The 17,109-nt window shown below is 70.4% G+C and carries 17 protein-coding genes; 14 read left to right on the top strand and 3 right to left on the bottom strand.

Annotated features, from left to right (window positions below; all coding sequences use genetic code 11):
• Positions 1-579 precede the first annotated feature (579 nt).
• Positions 580-1,158, top strand: a complete 579-nt coding sequence (locus PHC73_RS03925; RefSeq protein WP_300124723.1) for a TMEM165/GDT1 family protein — start codon at positions 580-582, stop codon at positions 1,156-1,158.
• A 190-nt stretch (positions 1,159-1,348) separates the two neighbouring features.
• Positions 1,349-1,687, top strand: coding sequence for a hypothetical protein (locus tag PHC73_RS03920; RefSeq protein ID WP_300124721.1), 339 nt, complete (start codon positions 1,349-1,351; stop codon positions 1,685-1,687).
• A gap of 242 nt (positions 1,688-1,929) precedes the next feature.
• On the opposite strand, the gene meaB is transcribed toward PHC73_RS03920, so the two are convergent.
• Positions 1,930-2,910, bottom strand: a complete 981-nt coding sequence (meaB, locus tag PHC73_RS03915; RefSeq protein WP_300124719.1) for a methylmalonyl Co-A mutase-associated GTPase MeaB — start codon at positions 2,908-2,910, stop codon at positions 1,930-1,932.
• A complete protein-coding gene (scpA, locus tag PHC73_RS03910; protein ID WP_300124717.1) occupies positions 2,907-5,072 on the bottom strand; it encodes a methylmalonyl-CoA mutase in 2,166 nt (721 codons plus the stop codon). Before scpA ends, meaB begins: the two co-directional genes overlap by 4 nt.
• Before the next feature lie 166 nt (positions 5,073-5,238).
• On the opposite strand from scpA, the gene PHC73_RS03905 reads away from it, so the two are divergent.
• A complete protein-coding gene (locus tag PHC73_RS03905) occupies positions 5,239-6,453 on the top strand; it encodes an FAD/NAD(P)-binding oxidoreductase (RefSeq protein WP_300124714.1) in 1,215 nt (404 codons plus the stop codon).
• Positions 6,454-6,488: 35 nt separating this feature from the next.
• On the opposite strand, the gene PHC73_RS03900 is transcribed toward PHC73_RS03905, so the two are convergent.
• The gene (locus PHC73_RS03900; protein ID WP_300124712.1) at positions 6,489-7,040 is read right to left on the bottom strand and encodes a hemerythrin domain-containing protein; all 552 of its coding nucleotides are present in this window, start codon (positions 7,038-7,040) and stop codon (positions 6,489-6,491) included.
• A gap of 161 nt (positions 7,041-7,201) precedes the next feature.
• Here PHC73_RS03900 and PHC73_RS03895 point away from each other — a divergent pair, with 161 nt between their 5' ends.
• From PHC73_RS03895 to PHC73_RS03845, 11 genes are all read left to right on the top strand, one after another.
• Entirely contained in the window at positions 7,202-8,317 is a 1,116-nt protein-coding gene (locus tag PHC73_RS03895) for a 4Fe-4S dicluster domain-containing protein (protein WP_300124709.1), read from the top strand.
• The gene (locus PHC73_RS03890) at positions 8,314-8,781 is read left to right on the top strand and encodes a cyclic nucleotide-binding domain-containing protein (RefSeq protein ID WP_300124706.1); all 468 of its coding nucleotides are present in this window, start codon (positions 8,314-8,316) and stop codon (positions 8,779-8,781) included. The genes PHC73_RS03895 and PHC73_RS03890 overlap by 4 nt, the downstream gene beginning before the upstream one ends.
• Complete coding sequence (locus tag PHC73_RS03885; protein WP_300124704.1) at positions 8,778-9,608, top strand: FAD/NAD(P)-binding protein; 831 nt, start codon at positions 8,778-8,780, stop codon at positions 9,606-9,608. Before PHC73_RS03890 ends, PHC73_RS03885 begins: the two co-directional genes overlap by 4 nt.
• A 1-nt stretch (position 9,609) precedes the next feature.
• On the top strand, positions 9,610-10,386 hold the full coding sequence (locus tag PHC73_RS03880; protein ID WP_300124702.1) for a hypothetical protein: 777 nt from the start codon (positions 9,610-9,612) through the stop codon (positions 10,384-10,386).
• Positions 10,383-11,678 (top strand): Ni/Fe hydrogenase subunit alpha, encoded by a 1,296-nt coding sequence (locus PHC73_RS03875; RefSeq protein ID WP_300124700.1) that lies wholly within the window; start codon positions 10,383-10,385, stop codon positions 11,676-11,678. Before PHC73_RS03880 ends, PHC73_RS03875 begins: the two co-directional genes overlap by 4 nt.
• A gap of 3 nt (positions 11,679-11,681) precedes the next feature.
• Positions 11,682-12,137 carry a hydrogenase maturation protease gene (locus tag PHC73_RS03870; protein WP_300124698.1) on the top strand — a complete coding sequence of 152 codons (456 nt, stop codon included), beginning with the start codon at positions 11,682-11,684 and terminating at the stop codon, positions 12,135-12,137.
• 72 nt (positions 12,138-12,209) lie between these two features.
• A complete protein-coding gene (locus tag PHC73_RS03865; protein ID WP_300124697.1) occupies positions 12,210-12,473 on the top strand; it encodes a hydrogenase maturation nickel metallochaperone HypA in 264 nt (87 codons plus the stop codon).
• Positions 12,474-12,477: 4 nt separating this feature from the next.
• Positions 12,478-14,811, top strand: coding sequence for a carbamoyltransferase HypF (locus PHC73_RS03860; RefSeq protein WP_300124695.1), 2,334 nt, complete (start codon positions 12,478-12,480; stop codon positions 14,809-14,811).
• A gap of 2 nt (positions 14,812-14,813) precedes the next feature.
• Entirely contained in the window at positions 14,814-15,050 is a 237-nt protein-coding gene (locus PHC73_RS03855) for a HypC/HybG/HupF family hydrogenase formation chaperone (protein WP_300124693.1), read from the top strand.
• Positions 15,047-16,126 (top strand): hydrogenase formation protein HypD, encoded by a 1,080-nt coding sequence (gene hypD, locus PHC73_RS03850; protein ID WP_300124691.1) that lies wholly within the window; start codon positions 15,047-15,049, stop codon positions 16,124-16,126. The genes PHC73_RS03855 and hypD overlap by 4 nt, the downstream gene beginning before the upstream one ends.
• 98 nt (positions 16,127-16,224) lie before the next feature.
• A partial coding sequence (locus tag PHC73_RS03845) for a cobalamin-dependent protein (protein WP_300124689.1) occupies positions 16,225-17,109 on the top strand: 885 nt, incomplete at its 3' end.

Genomic DNA, 17,109 nt, shown 5'->3' with positions numbered 1-17,109 from the left:
ACACCCGCTTGCGCGTCCGCCGGCAGGTCAGGTCAATGTCCAATGGCTGCTGCTTCATGCCCCCGGCTCCCACAGGTCAGGTTGGGCGTATTTTCGGACGGGGTGTGGGTTTTGAACAGAATCCCTAAAAAAAGCGACGGCGTTCTTCGCCAAGGAGTCCCGGTGAGGTACGCCTTCGTCGCCCGTGAACGGACTCGCTATCCGCTGCGGTTGCTGGGGTAGAACCCTATCCACGGCTTCTACAATCCCGCACGCCCGCACTCGGCGCTCGGCTATCTGTCGCCCAACGACTATGCCAGGTCGCTTGACCGGGTGCTTCTCGGCGTCCGTTCTCGGCGAGCACGGTTCAGATTTATTTCGGCGTTGACAAGCGGACGGCATTGCCGGGCCAGCGCCGCCCACCTGCCGGGCTGGTTTATTGATTGCATGCGAGCGGGTACCCTGCGCGACCCGTGCGCCAGCCAGTCCTGGCGTGCCGGCGTGGCGTGAGGCGTTTCGTTGTGCGGACAGTGCCCTGCGGCGCGCCGAAAATTCCGCCCTGGCCCTGTTTGCACTCCCTCCGACAATCGGGAACTGCCCATGCAATCGCTGTTCGTGTCCACCGGTGTGGTCGCGCTGGCCGAAATCGGCGACAAGACCCAGCTGCTCGCCTTCATCCTGGCGGCCCGCTTCAAGCGGCCGCTGCCGATCATCCTGGGCATTCTGGCGGCGACGGTGGTGAATCACGGTCTGGCCGGTGCGCTCGGGGCGTGGATCACCAGCGTGCTCAGCCCGCAGGTGTTGCGCTGGGTGCTGGGATTGTCGTTTCTCGGTATGGCCGTCTGGACGCTGATTCCTGATCAGATCGAGGAAGATGAAACTAAAGTCGCCGGCCGGTTCGGCGTGTTCGGTGCCACGCTGGTGACCTTTTTTCTGGCCGAAATGGGTGACAAGACGCAAATCGCCACCGTCGCCATGGCTGCCCACTACGGCACGCCGCTGCTGGTGGTGATCGGCACCACGGCCGGCATGCTGATCGCCGACGTGCCGGCGGTGTTCGTCGGCGATCGGCTGGCGGCGCGGATTCCGATGAAAATCGTACACGCCATCGCCGCGGCGATTTTCGCCGTGCTGGGCGCAGCCACGCTGCTGGGTGCCGGATCGAACTTGGCGCTGTAGGCCGCCATTGCGCATACACCACCACTGAGAGCTTGTGAATTTTTCAAGCTCTCGGGCCGGCCAGGGATGGCCGGACGCGAATCGAGCCCGTAAGGGCTTGATTCGCGGGAGCCCGTCCGGGCGTGTACCGGACGGGCGACGCAAGAAATGCGCAGGACGCGCATTTCTTCACAAACTCTGAGGAGTCACCATGAAGCCCGGCAGCGTCAAGATCATGGACCGCGTTTCGGCCGTCGAGGCGATCAAGCGGCTCGATGAGGAAGACTTGCTGTTTCTGAACCGCCTGATCGTCGAGCGGCTCAAACTCATCTCGCAGGCACGCGCCACGGGGCTGATGGCCACCTTCACCAAGGGTGACCGGGTGGGCTTTCAGGCCCCGGACGGCCGCGCGCTGCAGGGCAGCGTGCTACGCCTGAACCAGAAGACGGTCAGCGTCGTCACCGACGACGGCCACCAGTGGAACGTCGCGCCGGGTTTGCTGCACCTGGTCCAGTCGGTGGGGGAGGGCGGTGGTCGGGGAAAGCGTTGAGAGGGTGTTTAACAGGCCGTTTAAAAAGGGCTTCCTGCCCTTTTTCGACTCGGCTCGTCGCGGCACATGTCCGCAACGAGCCTCCCCCACATCAAGCGCTTGACGCGCTTGATGTGGGGGCAAGCCATCCCTGGCTTGCCTTAACAGGCCGTTGAAAAACCTTTTTCAACGGCCTGTTAAATAATCCACACTCAGCCCGTCATTCGCTTCCCCGGAGTCGGTGGCATGGCAAAGACGTGCCTTCAGGTCGCCGGTCGATACAGCTCCAGCAACCGCCGGCAGGCGGCGGCCGGCGTGATTTCGCCGGCGGTGACCTGTTGTGTGAGCCCATCCAGCGCCGCGGCCACGGCTGGGTGATGCCGAAAGCCGTCCAGCAGCGCCTCGTCGATCAGCGTCCACAGCCAGCTGACGGCCTGGCGGGCGCGCTTGGCGGCCAGTTCCCCGCTGGCCGACAGGGTGCTGTGAAAGCGCCGCACGGCGTCCCACACTTCGGCGATGCCCTGGTGGCGCAGCGCGGAGCAGGTGAGCACCGGCACCGACCAGTTGGGTGAGGCCGGCTTGAGCAGGTGCAGCGCCACCTCGAACTGGCTCTTGGCCAGCGCCGCGGCTTGCGGGTTGCTGTCGGCCTTGTTGATGACGATGAGGTCGGCCAGTTCCACCACGCCTTTTTTGAGCGCCTGCAGTTCGTCGCCGGCGTTGGGCAGTTGCAGCAGCAGGAAGCAGTCGACCATGCCGGCGACGGCGGTTTCGGACTGGCCGACGCCGACCGTCTCGACCAGCACCACGTCGTAGCCGGCGGCCTCGCACAGCAGCAGGCTCTCGCGCGTGCGGCTGGCGACGCCGCCCAAGCTGCCGCCGGACGGGGAGGGGCGGATGAACGCCGCCGGCTCGCGCGCGAGCCGTTCCATGCGCGTTTTGTCACCCAGGATGGAGCCACCGGTGCGCTGGCTGGACGGGTCCACCGCCAGCACGGCCAGGCGATGGCCGCGGCCGATCAAATGCAGCCCGAGCGCTTCGATGAAGGTGGACTTGCCCACCCCCGGCACGCCGCTGATGCCGAGCCGCACGGCCTTGCCGGTGTGGGGCGCGAGCGCGGCGAGCAGGGCGTCGGCGCGCGGGCGATCCTGCGGGCGGGTCGATTCGACCAGCGTGATGGCCTTGGCCAGCGCTCGGCGCTGGCCGGCACGCAGCGCCTCGGCCAGCTCGGCATCGGCGGCGATCAAGACGCGGCGTGCGCCGGGCGGGCGGCGCGGATGGCCTGCAGCACCTCGCGCGCGGCCTTGGGGATGACCGTGCCGGGGCCGAAGATGCCGGCCACGCCGGCGGCGCGCAGGAAGTCGTAGTCCTGTGGCGGGATGACGCCGCCGACCACTACCAGGATGTCGTCCGCGCCTTCGTTTTTGAGCGCCTGGATGAGCTGCGGCACCAGTGTTTTGTGGCCGGCGGCGAGGCTCGAGATGCCGACCACGTGCACGTCGTTTTCCACCGCCTGGCGGGCGGCTTCTTGCGGCGTCTGGAACAGCGGACCGATGTCGACGTCGAAGCCGAGATCGGCAAACGCGGTGGCGATCACCTTGGCGCCGCGGTCGTGGCCGTCCTGGCCGAGCTTGGCGACCAGGATGCGCGGGCGGCGGCCGTAGTCGCGCTCGAAGGCTTCGATTTCCGCGCGCAGTTCCTGCCAGGCGCTGTCGCCGCTGTAGGCCGCGCCATACACGCCGGACACGGACTGCGCCTGCGCGCGGTGGCGGCCGTAGACGGCCTCGAGCGCGTCGCTCACTTCGCCCACCGTGGCGCGGGCGCGCATGGCGGCGATGGACAGTTCCAGCAGGTTGCCGCTGCCGCTGCGCGCGGCCTCGGTGAGCGCCGCAAGCGCCCGCTGCACGGCCGCCTCGTCGCGTGTGGCGCGCAGCTTTTTAAGGCGCGCGATCTGCGTTTCGCGCACCTTGGTGTTGTCCACTTCGAGCGTTTCGACCGGCTGTTCGGCGGCCAGGCGATATTTGTTGACGCCGACGATGGTGTCCTCGCCGCGGTCGATGCGCGCCTGCTTGGCGGCGGCGCATTCTTCGATGCGCAGCTTGGGCATGCCGGTTTCGATCGCCTTGGTCATGCCGCCGAGCGCTTCGACTTCCTGGATGATTTCCCAGGCTTTGTCGGCCATGTCCTGGGTGAGCTTTTCCATCAGGTACGAGCCGCCCCAGGGGTCGATCACGCTCGTGATGTGGGTTTCTTCCTGGATCACGAGCTGCGTGTTGCGGGCGATGCGCGCCGAGAACTCGGTGGGCAGCGCAATCGCCTCGTCGAGCGCGTTGGTGTGCAGGCTCTGCGTGCCGCCGAACACCGCCGCCATGGCCTCGATGGTGGTGCGGATGACGTTGTTGTAAGGGTCCTGCTCGGTCAGCGACCAGCCGGAGGTCTGGCAGTGCGTGCGCAGCATCAGCGAGCGCGGGTCCCTGGCGCCGAACGCTTTCATGATCCGCCACCACAGCAGGCGCGCCGCGCGCAGCTTGGCGATTTCGAGATAAAAGTTCATGCCGATGGCGAAGAAGAACGACAGCCGCGGCGCGAAGGCGTCGATGTCGAGCCCGCGGCCGGCGGCGGCGCGTACGTACTCCATGCCGTCCGCCAGCGTGAAGGCGAGTTCCAGCGTCGGCGTGGCGCCGGCCTCCTGGATGTGGTAGCCGGAAATCGAGATCGAGTTGAACTTCGGCATGTGCTGCGCGGTGTAGGCGATGATGTCGCCGACGATGCGCATGGACGGTTCCGGCGGGTAGATGTACGTATTGCGGACCATGAACTCCTTGAGGATGTCGTTCTGGATGGTGCCGCTGAGCTGCTCCTGGCGGACGCCTTGTTCCTCCGCCGCCACGATGTAGCCCGCCAGCACTGGCAGCACGGCGCCGTTCATGGTCATGGACACACTGACCTGGTCGAGCGGAATGCCGTCGAACAGGATTTTCATGTCCTCCACCGAGTCGATCGCCACGCCGGCCTTGCCGACGTCGCCCACCACGCGCGGGTGGTCCGAGTCGTAACCGCGGTGGGTGGCCAGATCGAACGCCACCGACACGCCCTGACCGCCGGCCGCCAGCGCCTTGCGGTAGAAGGCGTTGCTTTCTTCGGCAGTGGAAAAACCGGCGTACTGGCGGATGGTCCACGGCCGCCCGGCGTACATGGTCGGCTGTGGCCCGCGCACGAACGGCTCGAAGCCAGGCAGCGTGTCGGTGAACTCCAGCCCCTGCAAGTCCGCCGCCGTGTACAGCGGTTTCACGTCGAGGCCGTCCGGCGTGTGCCAGGTGAGGCTCGAAAGCGGTTTGCCACGCAGCGATTTCTCGGCGGCGGCCTGCCACTGCTCCAGGGTCACGGGTGGGAACTTCGGGTAGGACATGGCGACTCTTCGGTGGCGTTCGGCGCGGCGAGGAGGGGCCATTTTACTGTCACCCATCAGGTTGCCGACGCGGCAGGACCGGCATTGCAGGGGCCAGCCTCATGTACCCACTGGTTATATTGGTAGATCATTTCTGATCTGACCTATCGGTTGTTCGGAGCGCCCCATGGCCGACATTCAGCACTATGACGTTCTCATCATCGGAGGCGGAACCGGCGGCCTGGCGGTGGCTGCGGCGCTGAAGCGGGCGCGCCCGCAGCTTCGCACGGCGGTGGTCGAACCGAAGGCCACGCACGACTACCAGCCCGGCTGGACGCTGGTCGGCGGCGGCGTGATGGCGATCGAAAAGACCCGCCGCCCGATGGCCGATTTCATGCCGACCGCCTGGGTGAAGGATGCCGTGGCCGAATTCCAACCGCGCAGCAGCGAGGTGCTGCTGGCATCCGGCCAGCGGCTGGGCTACGACCAACTGGTGGTGGCAGCCGGCCTGCAGCTGGACTGGCAGCGCGTCGAGGGCCTGCAGGACGCGCTCGGCCGCGACGGCGTCACCAGCAACTACCGCGGCGATCTGGCGCCCTACACCTGGCAGTGCATCCAGAACTTCCGCGGCGGGCGGGCGCTGTTCACCCAGCCGCCGATGCCCATCAAGTGCGCCGGCGCGCCGCAGAAGGTGCTGTATTTGGCCGCCGACGTCTGGCGCCGGCGCGCCGTGGCGGCGGATCTGCATTTCTTTACCCAGGGCGGCGCCATGTTCGGTGTGCCGCTGTACGCCAAGGCGCTCGACGGCGTGATGGCCGGCTACGGCGCCGCGCCGCATTTCGGCCACAACCTGGTGGCGGTGGACGGCGCCCGGCGCGAGGCGACCTTCGAGCGGGCCGACGGCTGCGGGCGCGTCACCGAGCGCTACGACTTCCTGCACGTGATGCCGCCGCAAAGCGCGCCCGATGTCATCAAGTCGAGTCCGCTGGCCGATGCCGCCGGCTGGGTCGAGGTGGACCGCAGCAGCCTGCGGCATGTGCGCTACGACAACGTGTTCGCCCTCGGCGACTGTGCCAGCACCCCCAACGCCAAGACCGCCGCGGCGATACGCAAGCAGTTTCCGGTGCTGGTGGCCAATCTGCTGGCGGCGCGCGACGGCAAGCCCGTCGTGGCCAGCTACGACGGCTACGGCGGCTGTCCGCTGACGGTCGAGCGCGGCAAGGTGCTGCTGGCCGAGTTTTGCTACGACGGCCGGGTGGTGTCCACGCTGCCGCTGGACCCGGCCAAGCCGCACCGCCTGTACTGGTGGATGAAGACCACGCTGTTTCCGTGGATGTACTGGCACGTCATCCTGCGCGGGCGGGACTGGAAGCACCCCGCGCACATTCCGTACGGCGGTTGACGCCGCCGGTGCTGCCGGCCGCCGCCGCGGGCCGATCAGGCCGGCAGCCGGCTCAGCGCCCGGTACAGCGCCTCATAGCGGGCCGGCCGGGTGGTGGCGTCCAGCGGGTCGTCGACCTGGCCGGCGGTCAGCGCCGCGCGGTCCCAGTCGGCCGTGTCGAGTCGCTGCTCGGCGCGTGGCAGCAGCTCGGTTTCCTCGCGGCGCAGGTGGGCGCGCTGGGCCTCGATGAAGGCGCGGCCGTCGGCCAGCAGCCGATCGCGCGGCAACGTGGCATCGTCCACCTGGACGGCGTCCAGCAGGCCATAGAAGGCCGCGCTGTCATGAAACAGCCGCTCGTGCTCGGCAATCTGCTCGCGACAGGCAGCCGCGGCGCTGGCATCGCGCTTGGCCAGCAGATCGAACAGCACGTCCTCGACCGGATGGTGCAGGCGGTTCGGAAACTCGGTGATGTAGGTCATGGCGTCGAGCATCAGATCGAAGTCGACGTCCTCGGCACGGCCCAGCGCCTCCATCTGGGCCTCCAGGACCGCCAGCACCCGCTGCAGGTGCCGGTGGTCGTCACGCAGGCGTTTGGCTAGGGGATGCACGGCAAACCTCACAGGTCACGGGGCGATGTGCCCCTTGTAACACCGCCGGCCGGCGCCGCGGAAGGGCGCCGCGGCACCGAAAGCCGGTCCCTTGCGTCCGATCACTGCCCACGGCCGAGCGGCTATTCCACAATGACCCGACGGCAAGAGGCGCGAGACCTGTGAAGTTCATCGATACCGGCGGCCTGCAGGCCCTGTTGGCGGCGTTGCAGCAGCATGGCTACGAGACCATCGGCCCGGTGCGGCGCGACGGCGCCATCGTCTACGACCGCATCGACACGGTGGCCGACCTGCCGGCCGGCTGGACCGACCGTCAGGCGCCGGGCAGCTATCGGCTCGAGCGCCGCGACGACGCGGCGCTGTTCGGCTACGCGGTGGGGCCGCAGAGCTGGAAGCGCTATCTGTTTGCGCCCAGGCAGACGCTGTTTTCGGTGCGGCGCGAGGACGATGGCACGCTCGCCTTCATTCCGGCGCCCATCGATGCTGCCAAGCGCGCCTTCATCGGCGTGCGCGCCTGTGAGCTCGCCGCCATCGGTGTACAGGACCGGGTGTTTGCCGGCGGCGAGCACGTGGATGCGGCGTATGCGGCGCGGCGCGAGGCCGTGCTGCTGGTGGCGGTGAACTGCGCGGTGGCGGCCGACACCTGTTTTTGCGCCGCCATGGACACGGGGCCTGCGGTGCGCGGCGGGCATGATCTGGCGCTCACCGAGCTGGTCGACGGCGAGCGGCACGGTTTTCTGGTCGAGGCCGGCAGCGACGCCGGCGCCGGGCTGCTGGCCGAGCTGCCTGGCCGACCGGCCACGGATGACGAGATTGCCGCCGCCCGCGCCCAGACCGCACGCACCGCCGCCGCGCAGACGCGCACGCTCGACGCCGCGGCGACCCCGGCGCTGCTGCGGCGCAACCTCGAACACCCGCGTTTCGACGAGGTCGCCGAGCGCTGTCTGTCCTGCGCCAACTGCACGCTGGCCTGTCCCACCTGTTTTTGCTCCACCAATCAGGAGGTGACGGACGTCGCCGGCGCGGCGCACCGCGAGCGGCTGTGGGATTCCTGTTTCAACGTCGAGTTCACGCACCTGGGCCACGGCGCGGTGCGCGGTTCGGTCAAGTCGCGTTACCGGCAGTGGCTGACGCACAAGCTGTCGAGCTGGCACGAGCAGTTCGGGGAGAGCGGCTGCGTCGGCTGCGGGCGCTGCATCACCTGGTGCCCGGTCGGCATCGATCTGACCGAAGAAGTGGCCGCGATCGCCGCCAGCGACGGCCGGAGGGCGTCATGACCTTGCGCGAACTGGTCGAAAGCCAGCGCTTTTGCGATGGCCTTGCAAGTCATCACTGCGAGGGACTGGCGGCCTGCGCGAGTGAGCGAACCTTTGCCGCCGGCACCTACCTGCTGCGCCAGCACGCGCCGGCCGATGACTTTTACGTGGTGCTCGACGGCCGGGTCGAGATCAAGCTGGTGCTGCCCGGGCAGGGCGTGATCACGCTCGAGACGCTGGGGCCGAACGATGCGGTCGGCTGGTCGTGGTTTCTGCCGCCGTACCGCTGCCAGTTCGACGCGCGGGCCATCGGCGACGTGCGCGTGCTGGCTTTCGCGGCCGAGCGCCTGCGCGCGCTGATGGAGCAGGAGCCGGCCATCGGCTATGCGGTGCTCAAGACGCTGGTGGCGACGCTCGCCGAGCGCGTGCAGTCCTGCCGGCTGCAGCTGCTGGATGTGTACGCGCCGCCGGCAGGTGCGCCATGAGCGCGCCGGCCGAGCCGCAGCTGCCGGCGCCCTGGCGCATCGCCGAGCGCCGGCAGGACACCGCCGATGTGTTCAGCTGGACGGTGGCTCCGCTCGGCGATGCCGGCATCGATTGCGCGCCCGGGCAGTTCAACATGCTCTACGCCCCCGGCATCGGCGAGGTGCCGATTTCGATTGCCGGCGTGGGCGAGGGCGGCACGCTGCTGCACACCATCCGCGCCGTCGGCAGCGTGACGCGCGCGCTTTCGGCGCTGCCGGCCGGCACGGTGATCGGCCTGCGCGGACCTTACGGCACGGCCTGGCCGCTGGAGGCGGCGCAAGGCGGGGACCTGGTGATCGTGGCCGGTGGTCTTGGGCTCGCGCCGCTGCGGGAGGCCATCGTCGAGGCGCTCGCCGCGCGCCATCGCTACGGCCGGCTATGCGTCCTCTACGGCACGCGCACGCCGGCCGATGTGCTGTACGGCGGCGAGCTCGCCGCCTGGGCGGCGCACCGGGATGTGGAATTCGCCATCACGGTCGATCGCGCCAGCGCCGGCTGGGGCGGCGAGGTGGGCGTGGTGACGCGCCTGGTGGCGCGGGCGGGTTTCGATCCCGAGCGCGCTACGGCGCTGGTGTGCGGCCCCGAGATCATGATGCGTTTCACCGCCGAGGCGCTGCTCAAACGCGGCGTGCCGGAGGGATCGATTCATCTGTCGCTCGAACGCAACATGAAATGCGCCGTCGGCTATTGCGGGCATTGCCAGCTGGGGCCGCATTTCGTCTGCCGCGACGGGCCGGTGCTGGCCTGGCCGCGCCTGCAAGCCCTGATCGACGTGCCGGAGCTGTGACATGGCCAAGCCCCGCATCGCGGTGTGGAAGTTCGCCTCCTGCGACGGCTGTCAGCTCAGTCTGCTCGACTGCGAGGACGAGCTGCTGGCGGTGGCCGACGCGGTCGACATCGCCCTGTTCCCGGAGGCGTCCAGCCGCATGGAGCCGGGGCCGTACGACATCTCGCTGGTGGAGGGCTCCATCACCAGCGCGCACGACCGCGAGCGGATTGCCGAGGTGCGCGCCCAGTCGCGCCTGCTGATCACCATCGGCGCCTGCGCCACGGCGGGCGGCATCCAGGCGCTGCGCAACCTGCGCGACGTGGAGGAGTGGAAGCGCATCGTCTACGCGCGCCCGGAGTGGATCGACAGCCTGGCGACCTCGACGCCGATCGCCGCGCACGTGAAGGTGGACTACGAGCTGCGCGGCTGCCCGGTCAACAAGCAGCAACTGCTGGAGCTGATCGCGGCGCTGCTGGCCGGCCGGCGGCCGAACGTGGCCACCCACAGCGTGTGCGAGGAGTGCAAGGCGCGCGGCAGCGCCTGCGTGCTGGTGGCGCACGGCACGCCGTGCCTGGGGCCGGTCACGCAGGCCGGCTGCGGCGCCATTTGTCCCGCCTACCACCGTGGCTGCTACGGCTGCTTCGGGCCGAAAGAGACGCCCAATCCGCCGGCGCTCAGTGGCCGCTTGCAGGAACTCGGTCTGCCGGCTGAAACCCTGGCGCGGCTTTACCGCACCTTCAACGCCGCCGCGCCGGCCTTCGCCGCCGAGGCCGCCCGCCACGAGTCGAAGCCATGAGCCACGGCACGCGCACCATCGACGTCAATTACCTCGCCCGCGTCGAGGGCGAGGGCGCGCTGCACCTTTCCATCGAGGGCGACCGCCTCGTGGCGGCCGAGCTGCGCATCTTCGAGCCGCCGCGCTACTTCGAAGCCCTGCTGCGCGGGCGCGACTGCCGCGAGGCGCCGGACATCACCGCCCGCATCTGCGGCATCTGTCCGGTGGCGTACCTGATGAGCGCCTGCGCCGCCGTCGAGGACCTGTGCGGCGTCGGCGTGCCGGCGCCGATCGCCGACCTGCGCCGGCTGCTGTACTGCGGCGAGTGGATCGAAAGCCACGTGCTGCACATGTTCATGCTGCACCTGCCGGATTTCCTGGGCTACCCGGACGCGGTGAGCCTGGCCCGGGACCACGGTGACCTGGTGCGCACGGCGCTTGCCATCAAAAAGGCCGGCAACCGCATCGTGGCGCTGCTCGGTGGGCGCGAGATTCATCCCATCAACGTGCGCATCGGCGGCTTCTATCGCCTGCCGACGCGGGCGGAACTGGCACCGCTGCGCGACGAGCTCGCCTTTGCGCTGGAGGCAATGGAAAAGGCGCTGGTCCCGCTGGCAGCGCTCGACTTCCCGGATTTCGAGCGCGACTACACCTTCGTCGCCCTGCGGCACGACAGCGAATACCCGATGGGCCGCGGGCGCCTGGTGTCGAGCAGCGGCGTCGACCTGCCGGTGGCGCAGTACGACGATTACCTCACCGAACACCACGTCCGGCACTCCACCTCGCTGCACAGCCGCACCGCCGATGGCGGCGTGGTGCACCTGGGACCGCTGGCGCGCTACGCGCTGAATCACGACCGCCTCACGCCGCGGGCGCGGGCGGCGGCGCAGGCGGCGGGCTTGGGGCCGGCGGTGCGCAACCCGTTTCGCAGCATCCTGGTGCGCGGCGTGGAGGTGGTGCTGGCGCTCGAGGAGGCGCTGCGCCTGATCGACAGCTATGCGCCCGGCGACACGCCGGCCGTGGCCGTCGAGCCGCGTGCCGGGGTGGGCTATGGCGCCACCGAGGCGCCGCGTGGCGTGCTCTACCACCGCTACCGGGTGGACCAGGCGGGCCTCATCACCGACGCCAAGATCGTGGCGCCGACCTCGGTCAACCAGGCGGTGATCGAGGCGGATCTGCGCCATTACGTCGAGCCGCGTCTGGATCAGCCGGACCAGGCGCTGCGCGCCGTGTGCGAGACCGCCATCCGCAATTACGACCCCTGTATCTCGTGCTCGACGCACTTTTTGCAGCTCACCGTCGAGCGGCGCTGAACGGTGCGGCGGCGCGTGCTCGGCATCGGCAACGCGGCGCGGCGCGACGATGGCGTCGGCGTGTGGGTCGCGCGGCGGCTCGCCGCGCGCCTGGGTGATGCCGCCGACGTGCGCGTGCTGGGCGACGATGGCTTTGCGCTGCTGGACGCGCTCGCCGGTGTCGAGGCGGCGATCCTGATCGACGCCGTGCAGTCGGGCGCACCGCCCGGCACGCTGCACCGCTTCGATGCCGCCGCCGCCGCGCTGCCGCCGACACTACTGCGCTGCTCGACGCACCTGCTCGGCATCGCCGAGGCCATCGAGCTCGCCCGCGCGCTCGGACAGTTGCCGGCGCGGCTGGCCGTGTACGGCATCGAGGGCGCGGACTTTGGCATCGGTGAGGGTCTGAGCGCGCCGGTGGCGGCGGCCGCGGCGGCGCTGGTCGAGGAGTTGGCGTCCCGGCTCGGCACCGATCGATGATCGCGGCCTATAAGAGCGACCTGTAGGAGCGGCTTCAGCCGCGAATTCCCCAGCCCCCGACGGACACCGGTTATGCACGAGCACTCCCTGATCGCCAACCTGCTCTCCAAGATCGACGCCGTGGCGCGCGAGCAAAACGCCGCCCGCGTGGTGGGCGTGGCGGTGTGGATCGGCGCGCTCGCCCACATCTCGGCCGAGCACTTTCGCGAGCATTTCGAGGCCGGCAGCCGCGGCAGTGTGGCCGAAGGGGCGCGGCTCGAGGTCGAGGTCTCGGACGATCTCGACCACCCGCAGGCGCAGGACATCCTGCTGCGCCGCATCGAGGTGGCCGACTGAAGCCGTGTCTGACGGCACACAGCGTTGGCGTTTGACGATCACCGGGGCCGTGCAGGGCGTCGGCTTTCGGCCGGCGGTGTATCGGCTGGCCACGCGGCTCGGCCTTGCCGGCAGCGTGCGCAACACCGGCGCGGGCGTCGAGATCGACGTCGAGGGCGATGCCGCGGCGCTGGCGGCGCTGCGCGAGGGTCTGGCGGCCATCCCGCCGCCGGCGCGCGTCGAGCGCGTGGTGCTCGAAGTGCTGGCGCCGAGCGGCGCGTGTGATTTTCGGGTGGTGGACAGTACGGCGGGGCCGGGGGGCGCGCTGCCGCTGCCGGACCTGGCGCCGTGCGCGGCCTGCCTGGCCGAGCTCGCTGATCCGGCCGACCGGCGTTTTGGCTATCCCTTCATTAGTTGCAGCCAGTGCGGGCCGCGCTACAGCCTCATCACCGCCCCGCCGTACGACCGTGAGCGCACCGCCATGGCGCCGTTCACGCTCTGCCCGGCCTGCGCGGCCGAGTATCACGACCCCGCCAGCCGGCGCTTTCGGCATGAGGCCAACGCCTGCCCGGCCTGCGGGCCGCAGCTCGAGTTCTGCGACGCCGGTGGCGGGCCGGGTGCCGCAGGCGAGGCGGCGCTCGCCGCGGCGGTGGCGTTGCTGCAAGCCGGCGGTATCGTCGCGCTCAAGGGCGCGGGCGGTTTTCAGCTGCTCACCGACGCCCGCGATGCGGCCGCCATCGCGCGTCTTCGCGAACGCAAGCGCCGGCCACACAAGCCGCTGGCGGTGATGTTTCCGGGTCTGAAGGCGGTCGGCGCGGTGTGCCGGGTGAGCGCGGCCGAACGGGCGCTGCTCGAGTCGCCGGCCGCGCCCATCGTGCTGCTCGATTCGCGTGAGCACGTGCGGGCGAGTACCGGACGTGCGATGCAAGAGATGCAAGAAAGGACGCGCATGTCTTCACAAACCCTGAGCGATGCGCTGCCGGCGACGCTCGCGCCGGGCAGCCGGCGCCTTGGCGTCATGCTGGCGAGCACGCCGCTGCATGTGCTGCTGCTGACACGGCTCGGCTTTCCGGTGGTGGCGACCTCCGGCAATGCCTCGGGCGAGCCGCTGTGTGCGGACAATGCCGAGGCGCTCGAGCGCCTGGCCGGCATCGCCGACGGTTTTCTGCTGCACGACCGGGACATCGTCAATCCCGTGGATGATTCGGTGCTGCAGATCGCCGCCGGCCGGGCGCAGGTGTTGCGCCTGGCGCGAGGGCTGGCGCCGCTCACGCTGCCGGACGACGGCGACGGCGCGGTGCTCGCGCTCGGCGGCGAGCTCAAAAGCGCGCTCGCCGTGGGCGGGGCAGGGCGCATCGTCGCCGGGCCGTATCTTGGCGATCTCGACACCCTGCCGGCGCTGGTGCGTTTCGACGCCGCATCGGCGGTGCTGCCGGCGCTGGCCGGTGTCGTGCCGCGCCGGCTGGCCTGCGACGCCCATCCCGATTACGCCTCGAGCCGCCGGGCTGCCGCCGATCCGCGCCCGGTGATCGCCGTGCAGCACCACCACGCGCACGTGGCGGCGGTGCTGGCCGAACACGGCGTGCGCGGCGAGCTGCTCGGCGTTGCCTTTGATGGTGCCGGGCTCGGCGACGATGGCACGCTGTGGGGCGGCGAGTTTCTGTGGGGCGATCGCGCGCACCTGCGGCGGGTGGCGACACTGAGGCCATTTCCGCTGCCGGGCGGCGCGCGGGCGGCGCGCGAGCCGCGGCGGGCGGCGCTGGGACTGCTGTATGCGGCCTTCGGCCGCGATCTCGGCGGCGTCACGCTCGCTTTTGCGCCCGCCGAGCAGGGGCTTTTGCTGCAGGCGCTCGGGCGTGGTGTGAACGCGCCGCCCACCAGCAGCGTCGGGCGCCTGTTCGACGCCGTCGCGGCGCTGCTCGGCCTGTCGCAGGTGATGAGCTACGAGGGCCAGGCTGCCGCGGCGCTGCAGACGGCGGCCGAGACGGCACCCGCACAGCCGCCCTATCCTCTGCCGCTGCTGGAAATGGCCTCGGGTCTGCTCGCCGACTGGCTGCCGATGCTCGAGGCGCTGCTCGCCGAGCGCGCCGCCGGGGTGCCGGTGGCGGTCAGCGCCGGGCGTTTTCATGCCACGCTCGCCGTGCTGGTGGCGGGGGTGGCGCGGCGCCTGTCGGCCGCGCGCGTGGCGTTGGCGGGCGGCTGTTTTCAGAACCGCCACCTGCTCGCGCTCACCTGCCGGGCGCTCCGGGATGCGGGCATCGCGGCCTTCTGGCCGCAGCGCCTGCCGCCGGGTGATGGCGCGCTCGCGGTGGGGCAGGCGGCAGTCGCGCGTTGGCGACACAACCACGAGGAGGGTTGAACATGTGTCTTGCCGTGCCGGGCGTGCTGCTCGAGGTGTACGACGCCGGCGGCCTGTTCGCCCGCGGGCGGGTCGAGTTCGGCGGCGTGCAGCGCGAGGTGTCGCTGGTGTGCGTGCCCGAGGCCGGCGTCGGTGACTGGGTGCTGGTGCACGCGGGCCTCGCCATTGCCGTGATCGATGCCGCAGCGGCGGCGGCGACGCGCGCCGCGCTGGCGCGCCTCGATGAGGCAGCGCCGTGAGCGCCGAGTACCGCGATCCGGCGATCGTCCAGCGCTTGCTGGACAGCATCGCCCGCACGGTGACGCGGCCGTGGACGCTGATGGAAATCTGCGGCGGACAGACGCATGCCATCCTGCGCGCCGGGCTCGACCGCCTGCTGCCGCAGGGCGTCCGCCTGCTGCACGGGCCGGGCTGTCCGGTGTGCGTGACGCCGCTCGAGCTGATCGACCAGGCGATCGCGCTGGCCGGCCGGCCAGACGTGATCCTGTGCTCGTTCGGCGACATGCTGCGCGTGCCGGGCAGCGCGGGCGATTTGCTCGCCGCGCGTGCCGCGGGCGGCGAGGTACGCGCCGTGTACTCGCCGCTCGACGCGCTCGAACTGGCCCGCCGCGAGCCCGCTCGCCAGGTGGTGTTCTTCGCCGTGGGCTTCGAGACCACCGCGCCCGCCGCCGCCGCCGCGGTGCGTCAGGCGGCCGCGCTCGGTGTCGGCAATTTCAGCCTGCTGGTGGCGCAGGTGCGCGTGCCGCCGGCGATCGCCGCCATCCTCGAGGCGCCCGATTGCCGCGTGCAGGGTTTTCTCGCCGCCGGGCACGTGTGCACGGTGATGGGGCAGGGCGAGTACGCGCCGCTCAGCGAGCGCTTTGGGGTGCCAATCGTCGTCACCGGCTTCGAGCCGGTCGACATCCTGTGCGGCGTGCTGGCCTGTGTGCGCCAGCTCGAGGCCGGCCAGGCGCGGCTCGAAAACGCCTATGCGCGCGCCGCGCGCGCCGAGGGCAACCCGACCGCCCGCGCGCTGCTCGACGAGGTGTTCGAGCCGGTCACGCGCCGCTGGCGCGGGCTCGGCGCCGTGCCGGATGCAGGCCTCGGACTGCGCCCGGCGTACGCCGCCTTCGACGCCGCGGCGCGTTTCGGTCTGGCCGACCGAACGGCGGCCGAGCCGGCGGCCTGCCGGGCGGGCGAGGTGCTGCAGGGGCGGCTGAAGCCCGCCGAGTGCCCGGCTTTCGGGCGCGAATGCACGCCGCAGCGGCCGCTCGGCGCGCCGATGGTGTCGTCCGAAGGTGCCTGCGCGGCGTATTACCGCTATCGGGGTGCCTGAGGCCGGACGGCGGCGTCGCCCAGGGTCGCGGCTAAAATCGGCCATTCGACACGCCAGCGCCTGCCGATGAGCGGCGCGCCGCTTTCGGAGGAGTTCCGATGCAACCCCAGCGCTCAGCCGACCTCGTCGCGGCACCGGCCGCCCGCCCGTTGCGCTTCGTCACCGCCGCCGCGCTGTTCGACGGTCACGATGCGGCCATCAACATCATGCGCCGGCTGATGCAGGAGCAGGGCGCCGAGGTGATTCACCTGGGTCACAACCGCGGCGTGCAGGAAATCGTCCGCGCCGCCCTGCAGGAGGACGCCGACGGCATCGCCGTGTCGTCCTACCAGGGCGGGCACGTCGAGTATTTCAAGTACATGGTGGACCTGCTGCGCCAGGCCGGCGCCGCGCACGTGCGCGTGTTCGGCGGCGGCGGGGGCGTGATCGTGCCGGCCGAGATTCGGGAACTCGAAAGTTACGGCGTCGAGCGCATCTACAGCCCGGAGGATGGCCGCCGGCTGGGTCTGGAGGGCATGATCGCCGACATGCTCGCGCGCACCGAGCGGCACCGCGTGGCCACGCTGCCGACGCGCCCGGCGGATGCGGCCGATCACCTGGCGATCGCGCGGTGCCTGACCGCCATCGAGAACCACGCGGGCGAGGAGCCGGCCCGCACGCGCTTTGCCGCCGTGTGGCCGAAGGCCGCCGCCAAGCGCCCGCCGGTGGTTGGCATCACCGGGCCTGGTGGTGCCGGCAAATCGAGCCTCACCGACGAGCTGCTGCTGCGCTTTCTGCGGCACTTCCCGGACCTGCGCATCGCCATGCTGGCGGTAGATCCCACCCGCCGGCGCACCGGCGGGGCCCTGCTCGGCGACCGCATCCGCCTGAACGCGCTGGCTGATGAGCGCATCTTCATGCGCTCGGTCGCGACGCGCCGCTCGCACCTGGCGACGTCCGCGGTGCTGAAGGACGAGATCGAGTTCCTGGCCGACTGCGGGTTT

This window comes from Immundisolibacter sp. (assembly GCF_028696615.1).
Lineage (GTDB): Bacteria > Pseudomonadota > Gammaproteobacteria > Immundisolibacterales > Immundisolibacteraceae > Immundisolibacter.
Note: the sequence above shows the minus strand (reverse complement) of the source record. Positions and strands in the feature narration are given on the sequence as shown.

What these genes read in the sequence shown, in the direction of transcription:
- PHC73_RS03880 (WP_300124702.1), top strand. Translation starts at nt 9,610, where the DNA reads ATGGCCAAGCCCCGCATCGCGGTGTGGAAGTTCGCCTCCTGCGACGGC.
- PHC73_RS03865 (WP_300124697.1), top strand. Translation starts at nt 12,210, where the DNA reads ATGCACGAGCACTCCCTGATCGCCAACCTGCTCTCCAAGATCGACGCC.
- PHC73_RS03875 (WP_300124700.1), top strand. Translation starts at nt 10,383, where the DNA reads ATGAGCCACGGCACGCGCACCATCGACGTCAATTACCTCGCCCGCGTC.
- PHC73_RS03920 (WP_300124721.1), top strand. Translation starts at nt 1,349, where the DNA reads ATGAAGCCCGGCAGCGTCAAGATCATGGACCGCGTTTCGGCCGTCGAG.
- PHC73_RS03855 (WP_300124693.1), top strand. Translation starts at nt 14,814, where the DNA reads ATGTGTCTTGCCGTGCCGGGCGTGCTGCTCGAGGTGTACGACGCCGGC.
- PHC73_RS03890 (WP_300124706.1), top strand. Translation starts at nt 8,314, where the DNA reads ATGACCTTGCGCGAACTGGTCGAAAGCCAGCGCTTTTGCGATGGCCTT.
- PHC73_RS03885 (WP_300124704.1), top strand. Translation starts at nt 8,778, where the DNA reads ATGAGCGCGCCGGCCGAGCCGCAGCTGCCGGCGCCCTGGCGCATCGCC.
- scpA (WP_300124717.1), bottom strand. Translation starts at nt 5,072, where the DNA reads ATGTCCTACCCGAAGTTCCCACCCGTGACCCTGGAGCAGTGGCAGGCC.
- PHC73_RS03905 (WP_300124714.1), top strand. Translation starts at nt 5,239, where the DNA reads ATGGCCGACATTCAGCACTATGACGTTCTCATCATCGGAGGCGGAACC.
- PHC73_RS03925 (WP_300124723.1), top strand. Translation starts at nt 580, where the DNA reads ATGCAATCGCTGTTCGTGTCCACCGGTGTGGTCGCGCTGGCCGAAATC.